This window comes from uncultured Boseongicola sp., from assembly GCF_937988555.1.
In the GTDB taxonomy this organism is placed as follows: Bacteria; Pseudomonadota; Alphaproteobacteria; order Rhodobacterales; family Rhodobacteraceae; genus Boseongicola.
In genome coordinates this window covers 30,234-49,277 of sequence record NZ_CALJXO010000025.1, presented here as the reverse complement: position 1 = coordinate 49,277, position 19,044 = coordinate 30,234, and the positions used below count along the sequence as shown (strand labels likewise).

Genomic DNA, 19,044 nt, shown 5'->3' with positions numbered 1-19,044 from the left:
GAGACTGATGCGGCAAGTGCCTGGCAAGCTTCCTGAGATAAGTCTCCTCGATTTCAATCTGGTTGGGCGTTTCTGGAAGGCCTGCGCGGACGGGATAGTAACCGTAGTAGGCGGATATCCGATCTGTTCGGAGCAGACTTGTTACGGTTACTTCGTTGTTCTATGGCCGGAGCCTTTCCCTAACCCCTACGCCGACAGACAGCCAATCTGGGGGGATGTGGGATATGAGCATGTTGTCGAGCATCTTGCCGAGCACCACGAATGGGATTTCGACAGGGTCGCTGATGATCAGATCGCGATGGCGGTCGAAGGGCAGTGGCGGACCTATTCCATTACCCTAGCGTGGTCGTCGCATGACGAGACCTTGCGCCTCATTTGCACATTCGAGATGGATCCACCGAAAGAGAAGCTGGGCGCACTCTATGAAACTTTGAACGCCACCAACGATATGTGTTGGGCGGGTGCGTTCTCGTACTGGGCGGCGCAAAAGCTTATGGTTTGGCGATATGGCCTTGTCCTTGCAGGTGGACAGATTGCCGGAGCAGAGCAGATCGATACTATGATCCGGGCGGCTGTCTTGTCGGCAGAACGCTTCTATCCGGCCTTTCAACTTGTTGCTTGGGGCGATGAAACACCCGCCGAAGCGATGAATATGGCAATTGCCGAGGCTTACGGCACGGCTTGAAAAGACCTCAAGGTTAGCTTGATTCTGTGTGTTAATCGGCTGATCCCCCCGGCCAGCAGGTCAAGCAAGAAAACCGGGTCGCCAGTGCGGCCCGGTTTTTTCTTTGGTCTGCGGCGACAGCGACAAGCCTGGATACAAGCCTCCTAATAAATGTGAGCGCGACGTGCGCTTGAGTGGGGCAGCTTGCGCGTCGGAGTTTGAAACGAGGTTGTCCCTACCGGAGCGTTTACCGTATTCAGGGTCAAACGGGAGAATATTGACATGGATTTCGGCGACATACCTCAACGGGGATTGGTTCTGCTAGGTTGCGGCAAGATGGGTGGCGCTATGCTTGAAGGCTGGTTGTCGCAAGGTCTTCCGGCGTCGGCAGTCCATGTAATTGATCCGAATGCGCCGGACTGGGTTGCGGCGCGCGGCGTAAGCGTGAACCACACGCTGCCTTCCAATCCAGCGATTATGGTGGTTGCGGTCAAGCCGCAAATGATGGGCGACGCGCTGCCGTCTATTCAAGGTTATGGGAACGGTGAAACCGTCCTTTTATCAATTGCCGCGGGAACGAAAATAGCTGCTTTTGAAGCAGTCTTTGGCCTAAAGACACCTATCGTACGCGCAATGCCCAATACGCCAGCGGCAATTGCACAAGGGATCACCGCATATTGTCGGAATGCGCATGTCAGTGACGAGCGTCTGGAATTGGCGCGCGCCCTATTGTGCGCCGTAGGCAAAACGGTTGAATTGGAGAGTGAAGCCCAGATCGACGCTGTGACAGGTGTCTCTGGCTCGGGGCCAGCGTACGTCTTTCACATGATCGAATGCATGGCAGATGCTGGTGTTGCGCAAGGTTTACCGCGTGAAATGGCGATGGAATTGGCGGTCGCAACTGTGGCCGGGGCGGGGGCATTGGCGGCTGCGTCCGAGGAGAGCGCCACGCAACTGCGGATCAACGTGACAAGCCCCAATGGCACTACGGGAGCTGCGTTGGAGGTTTTAATGGATGCCGAGAATGGGTTTCCTGCTTTGCTTAATCGTGCAGTGGCCGCGGCGGCAGACCGTAGTCGGGAGCTTGGGGCATGACGCTTGAATTTGAGGACTTCCTGAAGGTCGATATCCGCGTTGGCCAAATCCTTCGCGCCGAGCCGTTCCCCGAGGCGCGCAAGCCTGCAATCAAGTTGTACCTCGATTTCGGGCCAAAGATCGGTGAGCGCAAGAGCTCGGCTCAGATCGTGCGACACTATGATGTTGAAACCCTACCCGGCCGAAAGGTTCTGGCCGTCGTGAACCTTGCGCCGCGCCAGATCGGAAAGTTCAGATCCGAGGTTTTGGTGCTTGGGGTGCCGGACGCGGATGGCGAAGTTGTGTTGCTGAAACCAGATAAGGACGTGCCGCTTGGCGCGCAGATGTTTTGATGCCGAAACTTTTGATCACGCGCCCGCTGCCTGAAGCTGTTCTGCAGGCGGTTGATGCGGGGTTTGATGTTAGCGTGAGGCAAGAAACGCGCCCTCTTCCACCTGCCGAGATGGTCGACGCCTTGGGTCGGTATGATGCTATCTTGCCGACGCTGGGTGATCCGCTTTCAGCGACTGTCATTGGCCAAGCATCTGACATGAAATGCAAAATACTCGCCAATTTTGGTGTGGGCTATAATCATATCGATGTGACTGCCGCGCGCACCTCGGGAATAGCGGTCACCAATACGCCTGGCGCTGTCACAGACGCTACGGCTGATATTGCAATGACGCTTATCTTGATGACCTGTCGACGCGCGGGTGAAGGCGAGCGTGCTGTACGGGCCAGTGCATGGGAAGGGTGGCATCCGACCCAGTTTCTTGGGGTTCATGTCACGGGCAAGACTATTGGCATCATCGGGATGGGGCGGATTGGCAAAGCGATTGCGAAGCGCGCGGGTCTTGGTTTCGATATGAACGTTGTCTTTTACAACCGGTCAAAAGTGAAGGATGCTGGCGTTCCGGCGCGGCAATTGGATACTTTGAGCGAGCTGTGTGCGACGGCGGATATCGTTGTCCTGGCGGTGCCGGCGACCCCGGAAACACATCATCTTATGGGCGCTGACTTGTTGAGAAAGATGCAGCCGCACAGCGTCCTGGTGAACATCGCGCGGGGCGATGTGGTTGACGAGGCTGCTCTCATTTCAGCGTTGCAAGCGGGCCAGATTTCTGGCGCAGGGCTTGATGTTTACGAGCAAGAGCCGATTGTGCCGGAAGCGCTGAAAGCTATGGAAAACGTTACCCTGCTCCCACATCTTGGCACCGCGGCACTTGAAGTTCGGGTTGATATGGGGCTGATGGCGGTGGACAATCTGAACGCTTGGATTGATGGGAAAACACTGCCAAATCCTGTGGGCTAGGGCGTGGGCGGTCGCTCGCCCATTGCTTCGCGCCAATGCCTGCGACACAGGGAAACATAAGCGTCATTGCCGCCGATTTGCACTTGGGCTCCGTCAGCAAGGGGATGGCCGTCTTCGTCCTGGCGGACGACCATCGTCGCCTTCTTGCCGCAAAAACAGATCGTGCGCGCCTCGCGCATTTCGTCGGCCAAAGCAAGAAGTGCCGCCGAGCCGGGGAAAAGCTCTCCCCGAAAATCGACCCGCAGACCGTAACACATCACGGGCAGCTTCAGGTCGTCGACCGCGCGTGCCAATTGCCAAACTTGATCTTTGGTCAGAAACTGCGCTTCGTCGATGAAAACACATGCGATCGGGCCACTTTTCTGACGCCGCTGAAGCATGTCGAACAGGTTCGACTTTGTGTCGTATGTGTCGGCTCTGGCGCTAATTCCTATGCGGCTGCCAATCAGGCCATCGCCAGTGCGCCCATCTATCTCGGCCGTCAAAAGATACGTCTGCATCCCGCGTTCACGATAGTTATACGACGCCTGCAAAAGTAGGGTCGATTTCCCTGCATTCATTGTGGAATAATTAAAATAGAGTTTGGCCATTCATTTTGCCTAGCGCGGGTCAAGCGCTTGAACAAGAGGGCTTGGGCGGCTGTTTACCCATTTTTTGTTAACGGAGTGTGACGTGCGCGCTTCGGAATGGATCCGACCCGCTCCAAGACGGCAGAGCCGACGGAATACCCTGCGCCGAACGAGCAAAGAAGACCGAGATCGCCCGCCTCAAGGTCTTGCGAAAACTTGGAGGATGCGATGATGGAGCCGGTGGACGACGTATTTGCGCAGTCTTGTAGAATATTGGGTTGCTCGCCTTCGGTCGGTTCGCGGCCCAGGACTTTTTTGCCGATATAGTCGTTCATTGTCTTGTTGGCCTGATGTAGCCAAAGGCGCTTGAGGTCATTTGCATCAAGGCTTTCATCGTGGAGATGGCCGGTGATATGGTGGGCTACCATGGGTAGGACTTCTTTGAAAACCTTGCGGCCTTCCTGCATGAACTGCATGTCGCGTCGGTCTTCCATCTGGTCGTGTGCGCGGCGCAAGTAACCGTCATTGTTGCGGATATTGTTTGAAAACTTAGTCGCGCAGCGGGTTGAGAGAACACGAAAACCCGCCATGCCGTCGGCTTCGGGTTCGATCAGAATTGCTGTAGCAACGTCGCCGAAGATGAAATGACAATCGCGATCGCGCCATTCGAGGTGGGCGGAGCAGACCTCTGGGCTGACAACGACGGCGCATTTGACGGACCCTGTACGCACCATGTCGGCGGCGGTTTGCAGTACAAAAGTTGCAGAGGAACAGGCGACGTTCATGTCATAGGCGAAACCGCTCGCGCCCAGAAGCTGCTGCATTTCCACAGCAATTGCGGGGTATGCGCGTTCGTGGTTTGAGGCGGCGCAAAGGATGAGGTCTATACCTGCAGGATCGCGACCAGCTTGTGCCAAGGCTTTGTGAATGGCATCGATGCCCATTTCAGCCTTCAGGGACGGCGCATCATCTGGCCGCGTGTTTAGACGAGGTGTCATGCGGGTAGGGTCAAGAATGCGCTCTTTATCAATCACATAGCGTTGCTCGATCCCGCTGGCATCACGAATGAAATCAGCGTTGGAATGCGTCTTTGCGGCGATGTCGCCTTTGACGATCTCTTCTTCGTGGGCGGCGTTGAAGCTTACGACCAATTCGGCGTTGGTGATGACGTTCTCGGGCGTGAAGACGCCGCTGCCGGTGATGATGGGCGTGTGCATTTGGATCTCGTCATGTGATCGGTTTACGTAACGGGAACAAAAGCTTGAGGGCAAGGGTGACGCTGGGTTGCCGGTATCTTAACGCATGGTCGTGCTGGCGCGCGTCACATGTCGCGGCCAATTCCGAACCAACATGTTAACCCCTTGAAATGGTTGAAGGCGGGACGTCTTTGTCACGTCCCTGCATGCGGTTGCTGTCGCGCGTTCGCACCCCGGACCTGGAGCATTTGTTTCCATGTCTTAACAGCGCAATACGAAAGCCAGGCGCGTTTTAAGCGCCTTGCAAACTGCGAACTTCGATCTCGCCGTCGCGCCGGGCGACCATCGCAAGGGCTGCTGCATGGGCCGCGGCGGCGGTGGTGTAGTAGGGGATTTTGTCCATCAGTGCGACGTTGCGCATTGAGCGCGAGTCCTCGACTGCCTGCGCGCCCTCAGTGGTGTTCATCACCAGCGAAATTTCCCCGTCCTTCATCACATCGACGATTGTGCGTCCGCCTTCATAGGCTTTGTTCACTACGTCGGAAGGGATACCGTTTTCGGTGAGGAAGCTGGCCGTGCCTCGCGTTGCGAGGATGGAGAGACCCAACTCGCGCAGCATGCGAGCCGTTTCAATAAGCTCGTCGGATTTATCGTCGTCCTTGATTGAGAAGAAGACCGTGCCGGACGTTGGAAAGTCAACGCCTGCGCCCATCTGTGCTTTCAGGAATGCGCGGGCGAAAGAGCGATCCCAGCCCATGACTTCGCCGGTTGAGCGCATCTCGGGACCGAGAAGCGTATCGACACCTGGGAAGCGGGCGAAGGGCAGGACGGCTTCCTTGACGGAGAACCATGGCGTGCGGAAATCGGCCAATTGCATCGGGTCGCCCGTTGGGATCACAACATCGTCGGAGACAGGCGCATGGGGCGGCTTCATCGGGAAGGCATCGAGCTTTTCCCCGGCCATGAGACGCGCCGCAATAGAGGCGATGGCGCTGTCAGTGGCTTTGGCGACAAATGGCACGGTGCGCGAAGCGCGGGGATTTACCTCGATAAGGTAAATCTCGTCGTTCTTGATGGCGAACTGGACGTTCATCAGGCCTACGACTTTAAGCTCTTTTGCAAGTGCCACCGTCTGTTCGATCAGGCGTGCGATGATATCATCTGAGAGCGTGTGCGGTGGGAGCGAGCAGGCGCTGTCGCCGGAATGGACGCCGGCTTCCTCGATGTGCTGCATAATGCCGGCGACGTGCACGTTTTCGCCGTCTGCGAGAGCATCCACATCAACTTCGACGGCCCCGCCAAGGTAGCGGTCGAGAAGAACGGGGCTGTCGCCGGAGACGACGACCGCGTCGCGGATGTAGCGTTCAAGTTGCGCTGTGTCGCGCACAATTTCCATGGCCCGGCCACCAAGGACGTAGGACGGACGGATAACCAGAGGAAAGCCGATTTTTTCAGCTGCCAGCATCGCCTGTGCGTCGGTGGAAGCGATAGCGTTAACTGGTTGTTTGAGGTCGAGGCGGTTCACAAGTTCCTGAAAGCGCTCGCGATCTTCGGCGAGATCGATTGCGTCTGGCGTTGTGCCAAGGATAGGGATTCCGGCGTCGTGAAGGGCGTTTGCAAGCTTCAACGGGGTCTGGCCGCCAAACTGGACGATCACGCCGTGAAGCGTGCCGTTATCCTGCTCGACGCGCAGGATTTCCATCACGTGTTCGTAGGTGAGCGGCTCGAAATAGAGGCGGTCCGAGGTGTCGTAATCGGTGGAGACCGTCTCGGGGTTACAGTTGATCATGATGGTTTCGTAGCCCTGATCTGACAGGGCGTAACAGGCGTGGCAGCAGCAGTAGTCGAATTCGATGCCTTGTCCGATGCGGTTCGGACCACCGCCGAGAATAACGACTTTTTTTGCGTTCGAGGGCCGGGCTTCGCATTCGACCTCACCCATGACAGGGGCTTCGTAGGTTGAGTACATGTAAGGTGTTTGCGCCTCGAATTCGGCGGCGCAGGTGTCGATGCGTTTGAAGACAGCTATGACGCCAAGGTTATGGCGGGCGTTGCGGACGTTGGTTTCGGTGCGGCCTGTCAGGATGGCAAGCCGCGCATCGGTGAAGCCAAACATTTTGAGGGCGCGCAATCCGTGTTCGGTGAGGGGCAGGCCGTCTTTGCGAATCCTGGCTTCGGCCTCGATGATCTCGCGGATACGGGCAAGGAACCAAGGGTCGAAGGATGTGACTATTTGGATGTCTTCGTCGGTCAGACCTTCGCGCATGGCTTGGGCGATGACGCGGATACGGTCAGGGGTTCGCTTCGAAAGGGCCGCGGTGATGGCTGCACGATCTGGCGCGCCCGGAATGTCGATTTCATCAAAGCCAGTGAGGCCGGTTTCCAATGAGGCGAGCGCTTTTTGCATCGACTCGTGGAAGGTGCGGCCAATGGCCATGGCTTCGCCAACGGATTTCATCGCGGTGGTAAGGCTGGGTTCAGAGCCTGGAAATTTCTCGAAGGCAAAGCGTGGGATCTTGGTGACCACATAGTCAATGGTTGGCTCGAAGCTTGCTGGGGTGACTTTGGTGATGTCGTTGTCGAGCTCGTCCAGAGTGTAGCCGATGGCAAGTTTCGCCGCAATTTTTGCAATCGGGAAGCCGGTGGCTTTTGAGGCGAGAGCGGACGAACGCGACACGCGCGGGTTCATTTCGATCACGACCATGCGGCCATCAGCAGGGTTCACGGCCCACTGGACGTTCGAGCCTCCGGTTTCTACGCCGATCTCGCGCAGGACCGCAATCGAGGCCGAGCGCATCATTTGGTATTCTTTGTCCGTGAGAGTGAGGGCGGGCGCGACGGTGATCGAGTCGCCGGTATGGACGCCCATTGGATCGACGTTTTCAATGGCGCAGACGATGATGGCGTTGTCGGCTTTGTCGCGGACGACCTCCATCTCGAATTCTTTCCAGCCAAGCAGGCTTTCGTCGATCAGGATTTGCGCGACGGGCGAGGCCTCAAGCCCACGGCGACAAATCTCGAAGTATTCGTCGCGGTTGTAGGCGATGCCGCCGCCGGTACCGCCAAGGGTGAAGGCTGGGCGGATGACGGCGGGCAGGCCCACGTAATCAATGGCGGCCATCGCGTCTTCGAGGCCTTTTGGGACGTCGTAGCGTCCATTTTCGGCTTTCGGGGCGGCGACGATGGTGGCTTTCGGGTTTTCGAGGCCGATGCGCTCCATCGCTTCGCGGAACAGTTTGCGGTCTTCGGCCATTTCGATGGCATCGCGCGTCGCGCCGATCATTTCGACGCCGAACTTTTCGAGGACGCCCATTTCTTCGAGCGCTAGAGATGTGTTCAGGCCGGTTTGGCCGCCCATCGTCGGCAAAAGCGCGTCCGGGCGTTCTTTTTCGATGATTTTGGCGACAACTTCGGGGGTGATGGGTTCGATGTAGGTTGCGTCGGCCAATCCGGGATCGGTCATGATCGTCGCGGGGTTCGAGTTGACGAGGATGACGCGGAAACCTTCCTCGCGCAGGGCTTTGCAGGCCTGGGCGCCGGAGTAGTCAAATTCGCAGGCCTGTCCGATAACGATGGGGCCCGCGCCAATAATCATGATCGACTTGATGTCGGTTCTTTTAGGCATCGGCCATCCCCTAGGTCACGCAAATTGTCGTGGGTTATAGGGGTTGGCTCGTAGTACGCAAGGGCGGTTTCAACGCTGATTGGCGTATGGTCCATAGAAAGACGAGACCCATCCAGACCATAGCCCCGCCCATCACGGGGTATGCGAGAGTTTTTACTGCGGGCAAAGATAGGGTTAGTACAAAGAACGCGGAGCTGGTGACGAGCGCGGGAACTGACATTGCGTAGATGCCGCGTTTCCATCCAAGGCGCGCAACAAGCGCCGGAAGGAAGGCAAAAGCCGTTAGATAATGATAAAGCCAACTTAACGGCAGGACTCAGGCCAATGCGACGAAGATGGCGGGCCAGACCAATGGGTCGGCAAGGCGGTTTCGGATGGCGAAAACGGTCAAAAGCGAAATGGGCGTGAGTTGTACAATGACGTTCATCCCCTGCCAAAGCGCGGGCTTTGCGAAGATACGCCATGACGTTTCGCCACCTGTTGCTTTTGTTGTGATGCGTTCTGTGCTGGCAGGACCAAGAACGAAACGATTATCCGTGGCTGATTTTCGTTTAACGGAAGTTTTATGACGAGACAGCCCAAAACAAAGACAAGAAACAGCGTCACTGCCATGAATGCCATTCGTGTCATCATACCCCGCGCCATTTTTGACGCCAGATAGAAGCACCCGCACATCATCAGTGCGTACACAATTGCCATGATGCCACGAAATTTGTCCACGTCACAACGTGGTGCCTGATCCATGCCCAAAGCGGCGGATAGATGAAGGGGTAGGCCGTGCGCTCGACGCCCTCGTTCAGAAAGGGGATTATCCAAGAGTCCGGAGGCACCATGCGACAGTAATCCCCAGAGGACGCATAGATCGAGCCTGCCTCGCCGTCAAAAAAAGACCTGCCATCCAAAGCGCCCGCAGGTCGTCGGATGGCGGCAAAGGGTTCTCTAGACGGATCGGCACAAAAAACAGCGCAAGGAGAACTATTTATATCAGTCGGCCTTGGGTCTCTGACAGTTTTGGCATCAAGGTCCCGAATTCACTTTGAGACAACGTCTTAGAAATGGCTTGGCGGATACAAGCGATTAGAAAAAAGGCCGTCTTTTTGGATTGTAGTGGCGGTTGTGCGACAGGCTCGGCGCTTGACTTCCGCGCCCTCAGGATGTGTATCGGCCCGAACCGGAAAACCCGTTGCCAAAGGGGCAAACACATGCACGCCTATCGCAGCCATACCTGCGCCGAACTGAATGCCTCGAACGTGGGCGAGACCGTCCGACTTTCCGGGTGGGTCCATCGTATCCGTGACCACGGCGGTATTTTGTTTGTCGACCTTCGCGACCACTATGGCATCACGCAGGTGCTTTGTGATCCCGACAGTCCGGTTTTCAAAGAGATGGAAAAGGTGCGGTCGGAGTGGTGCATCCGTATTGACGGTAATGTTAAGGCGCGCGATGCGTCGCTGGTGAACTCGAAAATCCCGACCGGCGAGGTCGAGGTTTTTGTGCGTGCTCTTGAGGTTCTGGGATCGTCTGAAGAGCTGCCCTTGATCGTTTTCGGCGATCAGGAGTATCCCGAAGAGACGCGTCTAAAATACCGTTTTCTTGATCTGCGTCGTGAGGCGATGCAGGACAATATGAAGATGCGGTCGGACGTGGTGTCGTCGATCCGCAAGCGCATGTGGGGGTTGAATTTCCGCGAATTCCAAACGCCTATTCTCACGGCGTCCTCGCCCGAAGGCGCGCGTGACTTTCTTGTGCCGTCGCGCCTGCATCCCGGCAAATTCTACGCGCTTCCGCAGGCCCCGCAACAATTTAAGCAGTTGTTGATGGTTTCGGGGTTCGACAAGTATTTCCAAATAGCGCCGTGTTTTCGCGATGAAGACCCGCGCGCGGATCGCTCGCCGACGGATTTCTATCAGCTTGATCTGGAGATGTCTTTCGTCAGCCAGCAGGACGTATTCGATACAATCCAGCCGGTTTTGCAGGGTGTGTTCGAGGAATTTGGTGGCGGGCGTAAAGTTGATGCGGAGTGGCCGCAGATTTCGTATCGTGATGCTGCTCTTTGGTATGGTTCGGACAAGCCGGACCTTCGCAACCCGATCAAGATGCAGGATGTGTCCGAGCATTTCCGCGGCTCGGGTTTTGCGATCTTTGCGAAAATTCTGGAGCAGGACAGCACTGAAGTTCGCGCCATTCCGGCACCAAATGGTGGCTCGCGCAAGTTCTGTGACCGGATGAATGCGTTTGCTCAGAAGGAGGGTCTGCCGGGGATGGGGTATATCTTCTGGCGCGATCAGGGTGAGGGCATGGAAGCGGCCGGACCTTTGGCGAAAAACATCGGCCCGGAGCGTACTGAGGCAATCCGTCAACAGTTGGACCTTGGCGTCGGAGACGCGGCGTTCTTCCTTGGTGGCAGAGCGAAGGCGTTTGAAACCGTGGCCGGCAAGGCGCGCGTTGCGATCGGTGACGAATTGGGTTTGACCGACAAGGACCGCTTTGCGTTCGCCTGGATCGTGGACTTCCCGATCTACGAGAAGGACGAGGAAACCGGGGCAATTGATTTCGAGCATAACCCGTTTTCGATGCCGCAAGGTGGGATGGAGGCGCTGAATGGCGATCCATTGGACGTGCTGGGGTATCAGTACGATCTGGCCTGTAACGGCTATGAATTGGTGTCGGGCGCGATCCGGAACCACCGGCCTGAGATCATGTTCAAGGCGTTCGAGATTGCCGGATATGGCGAGGACGAGGTGAAGAAGCGTTTTGGCGGGATGGTGAATGCGTTCCGATATGGCGCTCCGCCGCACGGGGGCTGTGCTGCTGGGATCGACCGAATTGTGATGCTTTTGGCGGACGAACAAAACATCCGCGAAGTGATCTTGTTCCCGATGAATCAGCGCGCTGAAGATCTGATGATGGATGCGCCAAGCGCGCCGACCAACGAGCAGCTGCGCGATTTGCATTTGCGGATACTACCGTCGGAGGACTGATGCTGGAGACGCTTGTCTCTAAGGGGTTTGATGTCAGAACGCGCAACCATGCGAGCGCGATCCTATCGGTCGATTTCCCGGATGAGACGGCGGAACTGGTCGCAGCTTTGGCTGATTTTCAGATCGAGATCACCGAGCTGATAGGCGGCGGTGGCGGCGAGGCGGTATTCACGCAGCGGCTGCGTCGCAGATTGTACGATCTGGGCTGGCCGAAGCACACCTTTCGCGTGGCCACATCCGTTGATGGCGTGCAGCGAATAGGCATTGGCCACGAGGTTGATCACGTGATGCGGGCGGAAGCCGGGACATTGGCTTTGGAGATTGAATGGAACAACAAGGATCCGTTTTACGATCGGGATCTTGAGAGCTTTCAACGGCTTCACGTGCAATCCGCTGTGAGTGTCGGGATCATTGTGACGCGGGGCGCGTCGCTGCAATCGGCGTTTGTGCGGCGGATCGGGGATCGGCTTTATCGGGATGGCGTGACGTCGGAAGCGGATTTTGTGGCCTATGGCGTGACAGAGCGGACGGCGGCCCAACGTCGGTCGGTCGCAACCATGATGGAAAACGGCGCGTCTTTTATCGAGGCGTTCACACAGACGTTTGTTGCCAGCAAATACGGGCAATCCACGACGCATTGGCGCAAGCTTGAAGAACGGCTTGAGCGAGGGGTGGGCAACCCCTGTCCATTGTTGTTGATCGGTTTGCCGGAGAGCTGTCTGACGGGCTGATTATTCGGCCGCGACGCCGGAATTGTAGGCGTAGGTCTTCCATCCCGGTTTGTAGTCGGCATCGGCCTGATTGCCCCAAACGGTCCAGCCTTCGCGCACACCACGTCCGAACAATTCCAGATATGGCCCCCACGAGCAGCCTTCAATCAAATCGTATTGTTCGTCGGGTTTGCGCGAATGCTCGCGTTTGCGGGTTTGCATCATGTTCACCTGACGCCGTCCCGGCGCAAGGGTGCGCGCGTTTTTCCCGCGTGTGCCGAAAAGCAGGACCTCAGTCACATTGCGGAAATAGAAGCCGACACCGCGTCCGTCTGACCCGCCGTCTTTGCGAATTTTATGCCAAATGATGTTGGATTTATACTCGAATCCCCAGGCATTCAGAACGCGCAATCCATCGGGCAACAACGCGTTTGGCACCCACATGTAACAATGTGCGCGGTCTTCCATATGGGCAGCCACCGGAAGGGCGCAGATCTCGTCCAACGTCATGGTGGGATAGCGCGACAGGCGCTTGTGTTCGGGTGCAACTTTGCCTGTGCGATTGGTGAATCGCCACGGCGGATCGGCCATCACGCAGCCGAATCGATCATCGCCCAAAAAGTTGGACAGGTCTTGTGTCGGAGAGCTTCTCATGGCCAACATTGTGCGATGACCTCCCATGATTTGCAATGTGCGATGTGGCACGCAGGCCTAAGAACATTCGTAGAACAAGATTGACAAAACCTGAACCAAAAAAATGAAAGACGGGCCCGATGAATGAACGATCTCTTGTTGACTGGGCCCCACCTGGTTTGCCAGCTCGCGCTGTTCTTGAAGGGCGTTATGCGCGGCTTGAGCCATTGTCACGGGCACACATCGCGGGCTTGCGCGACGCTCATCGCGAGGATCAGAGCGGCGCCATATGGACCTACCTGCCAGTAGGTCCGTTTGACGACGCGGGGTATGCGGCCTGGGTAGACGCCAGCCGTGTGCTTCATGATCCGCTTCATTTTGCGGTGCGGATGGCGGATGGACGGCTTGGGGGCACGCTTAGCCTCATGCGGATGGCACCATTGGCGGGCACGATTGAAACGGGGTGGCTGACCTTTGCGCCACGGCTTCAGCGAAGCCGTGAGGCGACGGAAGCGGTGTATTTATTGATGAAATGGGCGTTCGAGGTGGGGTATCGGCGATTTGAATGGAAATGCGATGCCGCAAACCGGAAATCCCGGCAGGCAGCTGAACGGTTTGGGTTCAGCTTTGAAGGGGTTTTTAGGCAAGCCAGCATCGTGAAGGGGCGCAATCGCGACACCGCTTGGTTTGCGGCGATTGACGGGGAATGGCCCGCGTTGCGCGCGGCGTTTGAGACGTGGTTGGCGCCAGAAAACTTTGATGTCGATGGCCAGCAGAAATACCGATTGGGTGATTTGACGCGGCCTGTTCTTGCCGCTCGCGATCCAGCTTTATCCGAAAACTAGGCGGATTGGTCCAGCCGGATTAGACCATCTGCTCTGTCTCGAGGCGGTCTTCGATTGCGGTTCTGAGCCTTTGGAGGCGGTCGGCTGATGGCGGGCCGTTGCTACAGGCGCGTTCCACATCTCGGGCGACATCCGCGAGCCCCGGATCATCTGCTCTATTGGCCAGACCAATCAAAAAGTCGGTGACGTCGTTGAGCGTGTCTACGTCCGCATCGGATGCAAGAAGGTCTGCGGCAAGCGAAAGGTCGTCGCGATAGGTGATGCGGTCAGGAACAATGGCGTCGCCGGAAGCCGGGCGCACCCTTGCAGGGCGCGCGTCTTTTGGTAGTTCGGCGAGACGTGTTGCCTGAAACGCCGAGACGGATTTGATCGGTTTGGCGATGAAGGTATCTGCGCCTGCGGCCAAGGCAACATCTGCGAAAGTGTCTTCGCCGGACATGGCGCGAACGACGCCTATGCGCGCTTCGGAACGTGACAACTCGCGGATCAAGGCAAGAGTTGACCCATCGGGCAGCCCGACGTCAATTAAAACGATGCCCGGTCGGAAGGTGCGCAAATGGCGTGCCGCAAATTCCAGGCTGTCGGCCCGTCTGAGGCGCGCGCCCGATCGTTGGCACATGATGCGAAGTGCTTCGCATGCAAAGCGGCTATCTTCCACTGCCAGGAAGGTCTGCCCACTCAGCGGCCTCTTGGCCATGGGGCGCGTGTATTAGAAAATCTTCAAGAGATTCTGGCATCGCGTGACCTCCCGGTTGCTTCAATCGACCTGAGCTTTCTATTAAGATCTTGACCTAAATAGCATTTATTGCCTGCGAGATGCGTCGGACTGTCTTCTTGTGGCGGGGGGGCGAAAAGCTGATAACGCGTCTTGAAACAACGGAGCGGACAATGATTGGACGTTTGAACCATGTGGCGATCGCGGTGCCAAATCTTGGGGTAGCCTCTGCACAGTACCGCGATATGTTGGGTGCTGATGTGGGCGCGCCGCAGGACGAGCCTGATCACGGCGTAACAGTGGTGTTTATTGAGCTGCCCAATACCAAGATCGAACTGCTGTCTCCTTTGGGCGAGGGATCGCCGATAAATGGATTTCTTGAGAAAAATCCGTCTGGCGGCATTCACCATGTTTGCTACGAGGTCGACGACATTTATGCAGCCTCGGCGCAGCTTGTTGAGAAAGGGGCACGAGTGTTGGGCGGGGGCGAACCGAAAATAGGGGCGCATGGCAAGCCGGTGTTGTTCCTTCATCCCAAAGACTTCAACGGCACCCTGATCGAGCTGGAGCAGGTCTGATGTCGATTGTTTCGGGGATCGTTTTGTTTGCAGTTATTTGGTTCATGGTGTTGTTCATCATTCTGCCAATCCGGGTTCAGTCACAGGCAGAGGCCGGCGAGCGGGTCGCGGGGACTCCGGCCGGTGCGCCATCGTCCGCTTTTTCGATGAAGCGCAAATGCGTGACGACCACGTGGATTTCGGCGATCACTTTTGCGGTGATTGTTTCGGTGATCATTTGGGGCGGGATCACGGTTGAGGATCTAGATTTCTTTAACCGTTTGGAGCGGCGTGAGGGCTAAGCTTTCGCGTCCAGCCGGTGATAGAGGTGGGTGAAAGCCGCAGCGCCGACGACGGGCACCAGCAGGTTCAGAACCGGGATTGTCAAAGGCACAGCCATTAGCGCGCCGGCCGACCAGATCGTGAGAAGATTGGCACGGAAGGCTTTCTTTGCGGCGGTGCGACCAATCCGGCGGACAGCGATGAGCCGGAAATATTCACGCCCCAGAAGGAAGCCGTTCAGGCCGTAGAAGACGAACGGAGCGAGCGGTGTAAAGTACAAAACAAGCGCTGCAATATTGGCGAGGATCAGAACTAGTAGGAAGGCGAGGCCTTCTCGCAGCCCCTCGGACAGGCCGATGCGTGGCGCTGCGGCAAGATGCGGGTAGTGACGGTCTTCTACGGCGTCAGCGACGTCATCAAGGAACAGGCCCGTAAACGCTGATGCGACGGGGACCATCAAGAAGACCGACAGGATCAGCATCAAAAGCACGGAGGCCCAGGACAAGAGGGTTTCGACGAAGGTGATTTCCCCGATGAACGGAAGCGAAATGCTATCTGGGAGAAGCCATTGGATGCCAAAGAAAATTACGGCGTAGGCCCCGATGAGTAAGCCGAGTGTCAGGCCGACGCCTTTGACCAGGACGCTGCGGAAACGCGCGTCGGACAGTTGCGCAATTGCGTCTGCGATGGCAGAAAAGATCATGTCTCGACCCAGGTGACGATGCTTGAAAGGTCGGGGCGGGGGCGTTCTGGTGGGGTCATTCGTTCGGTGCCGATATGGATGAAGCCTGCGATCCACTCGGTTGGAGCGAGCCCAAGGGTGTCTTCACGCCATTTCCGGTCGTGACTGATCCAGCCGGACAGCCAGTTCGCGCCCCATCCCGCCGCAAGTGCTGCCGACAGAAGGTTCATTGCGACGGCCCCGGCAGACAGAGTTTGTTCGATTTCGGGGATTTTGTCGGATGGCTTTGGGCTTGCTATCACGGCTACCGCGAGATCAGCGTTGGCAAACTGCGCGACCAGTTTTGCGGTTTTTTCCGGGTCAATGTCCCTGCAATACATTGGAATGGTATCGGCCAGCCGTTTCAGCGCGGCAGTTTCGAGGACGATAAAGCGCCATGGTTCAAGTTTGCCGTGGTCGGGGGTGCGGGCTGCGACGGTCAGCAGATCCTCAAGGACCGCGCGATCTGGGACCGGAGTCGTCAGTGTTTTTGCGGGCCGCGAGCGGCGGCTTGCGAGGAATGACAACGCAGCTGGGTTTGCCTCGGGCATTGGATCGGCTCCTTATTTGCCCAGCACAGGTATTCGTGCGCGCCGGGAATTTCCAGAGGGGCACGCGGGATCAGGGGAGCGCCTCGGCCATTTCGCCGATAAGACCGCTGGCAAAGCCTTCGAAAGCTGCGCCGGGTTGGCGGATCTGGAGGGCTGCGGCAAAGGGATCGGGGGCGTCGATGGACGACCCTGCCATCTCCTGCAGCGTTGCGTGGCCGCAAAACGGCACATACATTTCAGAATAGCCACCTTCGTGCGCCATGACGAGCCGTCCGGCGCATGTGATGTCAGCGAGATCAAGCACGCGGCGGGTCATCTGGCGGAAAGTGTCGGCAGAACAAAGCATCCGCCCCAACGGATCAAACGCAGCGGCGTCAAAGCCACAGGCGATCACGATGACGTCTGGTTTGAACGATTGGATCGCAGGGATCGCAAGGCGGTCGAGGGCTTCCAGCCAAGTGTTGTGGCCCGCACCGGGGGGCAGGGGGATGTTCAGGTTGGTTCCGTAGCCCTGGCCTTCGCCACGGTCTGAAAAATCTCCTTTATCCAGAGGGTAGTTGTGTTCCTGATGCATCGAGATCGTCAGCACTTCGGCGCGGTCATAGAATATCGCTTCCGTGCCATTGCCGTGGTGGACGTCCCAATCAAGGACGGCGACACGGTCTGCTTTGCCTTCGGCGAGGGCTGCTTCGACCGCAATGGCGATGTTGGCGAGAAGGCAAAAGCCGTTCTGCCAGTCGCGCAGGCAATGGTGTCCGGGCGGCCGGGTGAGGGCGTAGGCATTTCGGTATTGCCCGTCCAGAACGGAAAAGAGCGCGCTTTTGGCCTGACCGGCGGAGAGGGCAGCAAGTTCGTATCCGCCCGGACCATAGGGCGCGCGCAGTCCGGTTTCGCCGCCGCCTGCGTCCGACGTGGTTTTGAAGGTGGTGAGGAAGTCACCAGTGTGGACTCGGATCAGGTCAATCTGTGACGCCGGTTCGGCGCGCACGACGCTGAGGTCGTCCATCAAACGCGTAACATTCATCAGATTCACAAGACGACGCTTGGTTTCGGGGTTTTCTGGCAAGCCGCCGGTTGCGGCCGGCTGTACGAAACCTCCGACTGGGGCCATGAAGGAGTAGTTCCCGCCTGAATGCCAGAAGCTTTGCTCGTCGTAGAAAAACGCTGTGGTCATTGGATGTGCTCGTCTGAATGGATCACGACGGGGTGTCGGGGTGATTGCGGAGGTAGACGCCTTCGGGGAGGTTCAGGGACGCTGTCAGGTCGGCAAGTTGTGCGAGCGACAGCGTTATTTTCTGAACCCGGTCCTGCCGGGCATCGAGTTGTTCTATCGTCACACAATCATCGAAAGCTGTGATGGTGATGTCGTCTTGACGGTGCGCTGCGGCATCATCGACAAGGGTGACGACGGTTGCGTCAAATTCGTGCTCGATCGTAAACATGTGTGCCAGCGTGACCGCATCGGCGGGTCTTCGCAAGGGCGTCTGCTTGAGAGTGGCGGCCTTTTCGCTATCGTGCCAAACAACGGTGACTTGGAATTTATCTGGGAGTGTTGGCGGTGCGTTCAGTTTGTTTGTCTCTTGTGGCCGTTTTAGGGTTATCGGCTTGCGATGTGCAGGTCGGTGCGCAGCGGTCACCCGGAGCGTCCTCGCAGGTGTTGCCGCCTGTTTCACAGTCGCGGACCGGTGGTCCTCAGTCGTTGGCCGATTTCCGGGCGGTTGTTCAGCGGGTCGAGCCGATTGCCGAGCGCACTTGTAGGGAGATACGACCAGGCCTGAATTGTGATTTCCGGATTTTCATCGACGACCGACAAGGCCTGCCACCGAATGCGTATCAGACGTTGGACAAGAACGGGCGGCCGCTGATCGGCTTCACGCCCGCGTTGTTTGAAGAAATGCGCAACCGGGACGAATTGGCGTTCGCCCTGGCGCATGAAGCCGCGCATCACATTGAAGGACATATTCCGCAGACACAGAACTCGGCGACGGCGGGGGCCATTTTGGGGTCCCTCATTGGCTCGCTTGCAGGACTGGATGCGGCTGGCGTTGAAACTGCACAGAACATTGGCGGTACCATTGGCGCACGTCGCTACTCAAAGGGGTTCGAGCTTGAGGCAGACTCGCTTGGGGCGCGGATTACGCAACGATCCGGATATGATCCTTTGCGCGGCGTGCTGTACTTCTCGCGCGCATCTGACCCGGGCGATCAGTTTCTGGGCACTCACCCGCCGAATGCCGACAGAATCACCACAGTGCGGCGCGCAATCGGCGGCTAAGGCGGAAAATTGATCTGGATCAGAGCTTGGGTTGGCGCCGTTGGGCAATGATGTGCTTATCGTACAGGAGGTACTGACGATGAGTATGACGTCCAAGAGCTCTCACCGCGAGGTGCTGATGGATCGCATGGCCACCCGGAATGGCGCAGATTTAGATCTGGCGCGGCAATCCGGGGTTGTGAGCGGCACCGAGATGGTCGAAGCATTGGTGTCTTGTCTGGGCTGTAGCGACGCTGGTGATTGCGAGGCGCGGCTTGATAGCGACACTGAAGGTCTGCCTGACTATTGCCGCAATGGGTTGCTTATTGCGCGGGTTAAAGCGCTGACGCTTTAG

The 19,044-nt window shown here is 57.4% G+C and carries 21 protein-coding genes; 12 read left to right on the top strand and 9 right to left on the bottom strand.

What is annotated here, in order from left to right; translation table 11 throughout:
• The first annotated feature begins 205 nt into the window (after positions 1-205).
• From Q1B15_RS01385 to Q1B15_RS01370, 4 genes are all read left to right on the top strand, one after another.
• A complete protein-coding gene (locus Q1B15_RS01385) occupies positions 206-685 on the top strand; it encodes a YbjN domain-containing protein (RefSeq protein WP_299749021.1) in 480 nt (159 codons plus the stop codon).
• 261 nt (positions 686-946) lie between these two features.
• Complete coding sequence (gene proC, locus Q1B15_RS01380) at positions 947-1,759, top strand: pyrroline-5-carboxylate reductase (RefSeq protein ID WP_299749006.1); 813 nt, start codon at positions 947-949, stop codon at positions 1,757-1,759.
• The gene (locus tag Q1B15_RS01375; protein ID WP_299749003.1) at positions 1,756-2,091 is read left to right on the top strand and encodes a tRNA-binding protein; all 336 of its coding nucleotides are present in this window, start codon (positions 1,756-1,758) and stop codon (positions 2,089-2,091) included. Before proC ends, Q1B15_RS01375 begins: the two co-directional genes overlap by 4 nt.
• Positions 2,091-3,050, top strand: coding sequence for a D-glycerate dehydrogenase (locus tag Q1B15_RS01370; protein WP_299749000.1), 960 nt, complete (start codon positions 2,091-2,093; stop codon positions 3,048-3,050). The genes Q1B15_RS01375 and Q1B15_RS01370 overlap by 1 nt, the downstream gene beginning before the upstream one ends.
• Here the strand turns inward: Q1B15_RS01370 and Q1B15_RS01365 are convergent.
• The 3 genes from Q1B15_RS01365 to carB form a co-directional block, all read right to left on the bottom strand.
• Positions 3,047-3,640, bottom strand: coding sequence for a thymidine kinase (locus tag Q1B15_RS01365; protein WP_299748997.1), 594 nt, complete (start codon positions 3,638-3,640; stop codon positions 3,047-3,049). The two genes, Q1B15_RS01370 and Q1B15_RS01365, sit on opposite strands and share 4 nt — an antisense overlap.
• A 53-nt stretch (positions 3,641-3,693) precedes the next feature.
• A complete protein-coding gene (locus Q1B15_RS01360) occupies positions 3,694-4,836 on the bottom strand; it encodes a beta-ketoacyl-ACP synthase III (protein ID WP_299748994.1) in 1,143 nt (380 codons plus the stop codon).
• Positions 4,837-5,107: 271 nt separating this feature from the next.
• The gene (gene carB, locus Q1B15_RS01355) at positions 5,108-8,440 is read right to left on the bottom strand and encodes a carbamoyl-phosphate synthase large subunit (protein ID WP_299748991.1); all 3,333 of its coding nucleotides are present in this window, start codon (positions 8,438-8,440) and stop codon (positions 5,108-5,110) included.
• Between the two features lie 374 nt (positions 8,441-8,814).
• On the opposite strand from carB, the gene Q1B15_RS01350 reads away from it, so the two are divergent.
• The 3 genes from Q1B15_RS01350 (at position 8,815) to Q1B15_RS01340 (ending at position 12,152) form a co-directional block, all read left to right on the top strand.
• Positions 8,815-9,009 carry a hypothetical protein gene (locus tag Q1B15_RS01350; RefSeq protein WP_299748988.1) on the top strand — a complete coding sequence of 65 codons (195 nt, stop codon included), beginning with the start codon at positions 8,815-8,817 and terminating at the stop codon, positions 9,007-9,009.
• A 633-nt stretch (positions 9,010-9,642) separates the two neighbouring features.
• Positions 9,643-11,421, top strand: a complete 1,779-nt coding sequence (gene aspS, locus Q1B15_RS01345) for an aspartate--tRNA ligase (protein WP_299748985.1) — start codon at positions 9,643-9,645, stop codon at positions 11,419-11,421.
• A complete protein-coding gene (locus Q1B15_RS01340; protein ID WP_299748982.1) occupies positions 11,421-12,152 on the top strand; it encodes a BglII/BstYI family type II restriction endonuclease in 732 nt (243 codons plus the stop codon). Before aspS ends, Q1B15_RS01340 begins: the two co-directional genes overlap by 1 nt.
• Here the strand turns inward: Q1B15_RS01340 and Q1B15_RS01335 are convergent, their stop codons facing one another.
• Positions 12,153-12,785: an MT-A70 family methyltransferase gene (locus tag Q1B15_RS01335; protein WP_299749018.1), complete on the bottom strand. Its 633-nt coding sequence runs from the start codon at positions 12,783-12,785 to the stop codon at positions 12,153-12,155.
• A gap of 119 nt (positions 12,786-12,904) precedes the next feature.
• Here Q1B15_RS01335 and Q1B15_RS01330 point away from each other — a divergent pair, with 119 nt between their 5' ends.
• Entirely contained in the window at positions 12,905-13,609 is a 705-nt protein-coding gene (locus Q1B15_RS01330; RefSeq protein ID WP_299748979.1) for a GNAT family protein, read from the top strand.
• Positions 13,610-13,628: 19 nt separating this feature from the next.
• Here Q1B15_RS01330 and Q1B15_RS01325 read toward each other — a convergent pair whose 3' ends face one another.
• Positions 13,629-14,306 (bottom strand): response regulator, encoded by a 678-nt coding sequence (locus tag Q1B15_RS01325; RefSeq protein ID WP_299748977.1) that lies wholly within the window; start codon positions 14,304-14,306, stop codon positions 13,629-13,631.
• Positions 14,307-14,497: 191 nt separating this feature from the next.
• Between Q1B15_RS01325 and mce the strand changes: the two genes are divergently transcribed.
• The gene (gene mce, locus Q1B15_RS01320; protein WP_299748974.1) at positions 14,498-14,902 is read left to right on the top strand and encodes a methylmalonyl-CoA epimerase; all 405 of its coding nucleotides are present in this window, start codon (positions 14,498-14,500) and stop codon (positions 14,900-14,902) included.
• Positions 14,902-15,183 carry a DUF1467 family protein gene (locus Q1B15_RS01315; RefSeq protein WP_299748971.1) on the top strand — a complete coding sequence of 94 codons (282 nt, stop codon included), beginning with the start codon at positions 14,902-14,904 and terminating at the stop codon, positions 15,181-15,183. Before mce ends, Q1B15_RS01315 begins: the two co-directional genes overlap by 1 nt.
• Here Q1B15_RS01315 and Q1B15_RS01310 read toward each other — a convergent pair.
• The 4 genes from Q1B15_RS01310 to Q1B15_RS01295 form a co-directional block, all read right to left on the bottom strand.
• Positions 15,180-15,866 (bottom strand): EI24 domain-containing protein, encoded by a 687-nt coding sequence (locus Q1B15_RS01310; RefSeq protein ID WP_299748968.1) that lies wholly within the window; start codon positions 15,864-15,866, stop codon positions 15,180-15,182. The genes Q1B15_RS01315 and Q1B15_RS01310 overlap by 4 nt on opposite strands.
• On the bottom strand, positions 15,863-16,435 hold the full coding sequence (locus Q1B15_RS01305; RefSeq protein WP_299748965.1) for a nitroreductase: 573 nt from the start codon (positions 16,433-16,435) through the stop codon (positions 15,863-15,865). Before Q1B15_RS01305 ends, Q1B15_RS01310 begins: the two co-directional genes overlap by 4 nt.
• 70 nt (positions 16,436-16,505) lie before the next feature.
• Positions 16,506-17,609 carry a class II histone deacetylase gene (locus Q1B15_RS01300; RefSeq protein WP_299748962.1) on the bottom strand — a complete coding sequence of 368 codons (1,104 nt, stop codon included), beginning with the start codon at positions 17,607-17,609 and terminating at the stop codon, positions 16,506-16,508.
• A gap of 22 nt (positions 17,610-17,631) precedes the next feature.
• Positions 17,632-17,877, bottom strand: a complete 246-nt coding sequence (locus Q1B15_RS01295) for a hypothetical protein (RefSeq protein WP_299749015.1) — start codon at positions 17,875-17,877, stop codon at positions 17,632-17,634.
• Between the two features lie 116 nt (positions 17,878-17,993).
• Between Q1B15_RS01295 and Q1B15_RS01290 the strand changes: the two genes are divergently transcribed.
• Both Q1B15_RS01290 and Q1B15_RS01285 read left to right on the top strand, forming a co-directional pair.
• Complete coding sequence (locus tag Q1B15_RS01290) at positions 17,994-18,710, top strand: M48 family metallopeptidase (RefSeq protein WP_299748959.1); 717 nt, start codon at positions 17,994-17,996, stop codon at positions 18,708-18,710.
• A 79-nt stretch (positions 18,711-18,789) separates the two neighbouring features.
• Entirely contained in the window at positions 18,790-19,044 is a 255-nt protein-coding gene (locus Q1B15_RS01285) for a DUF6455 family protein (RefSeq protein ID WP_299748956.1), read from the top strand.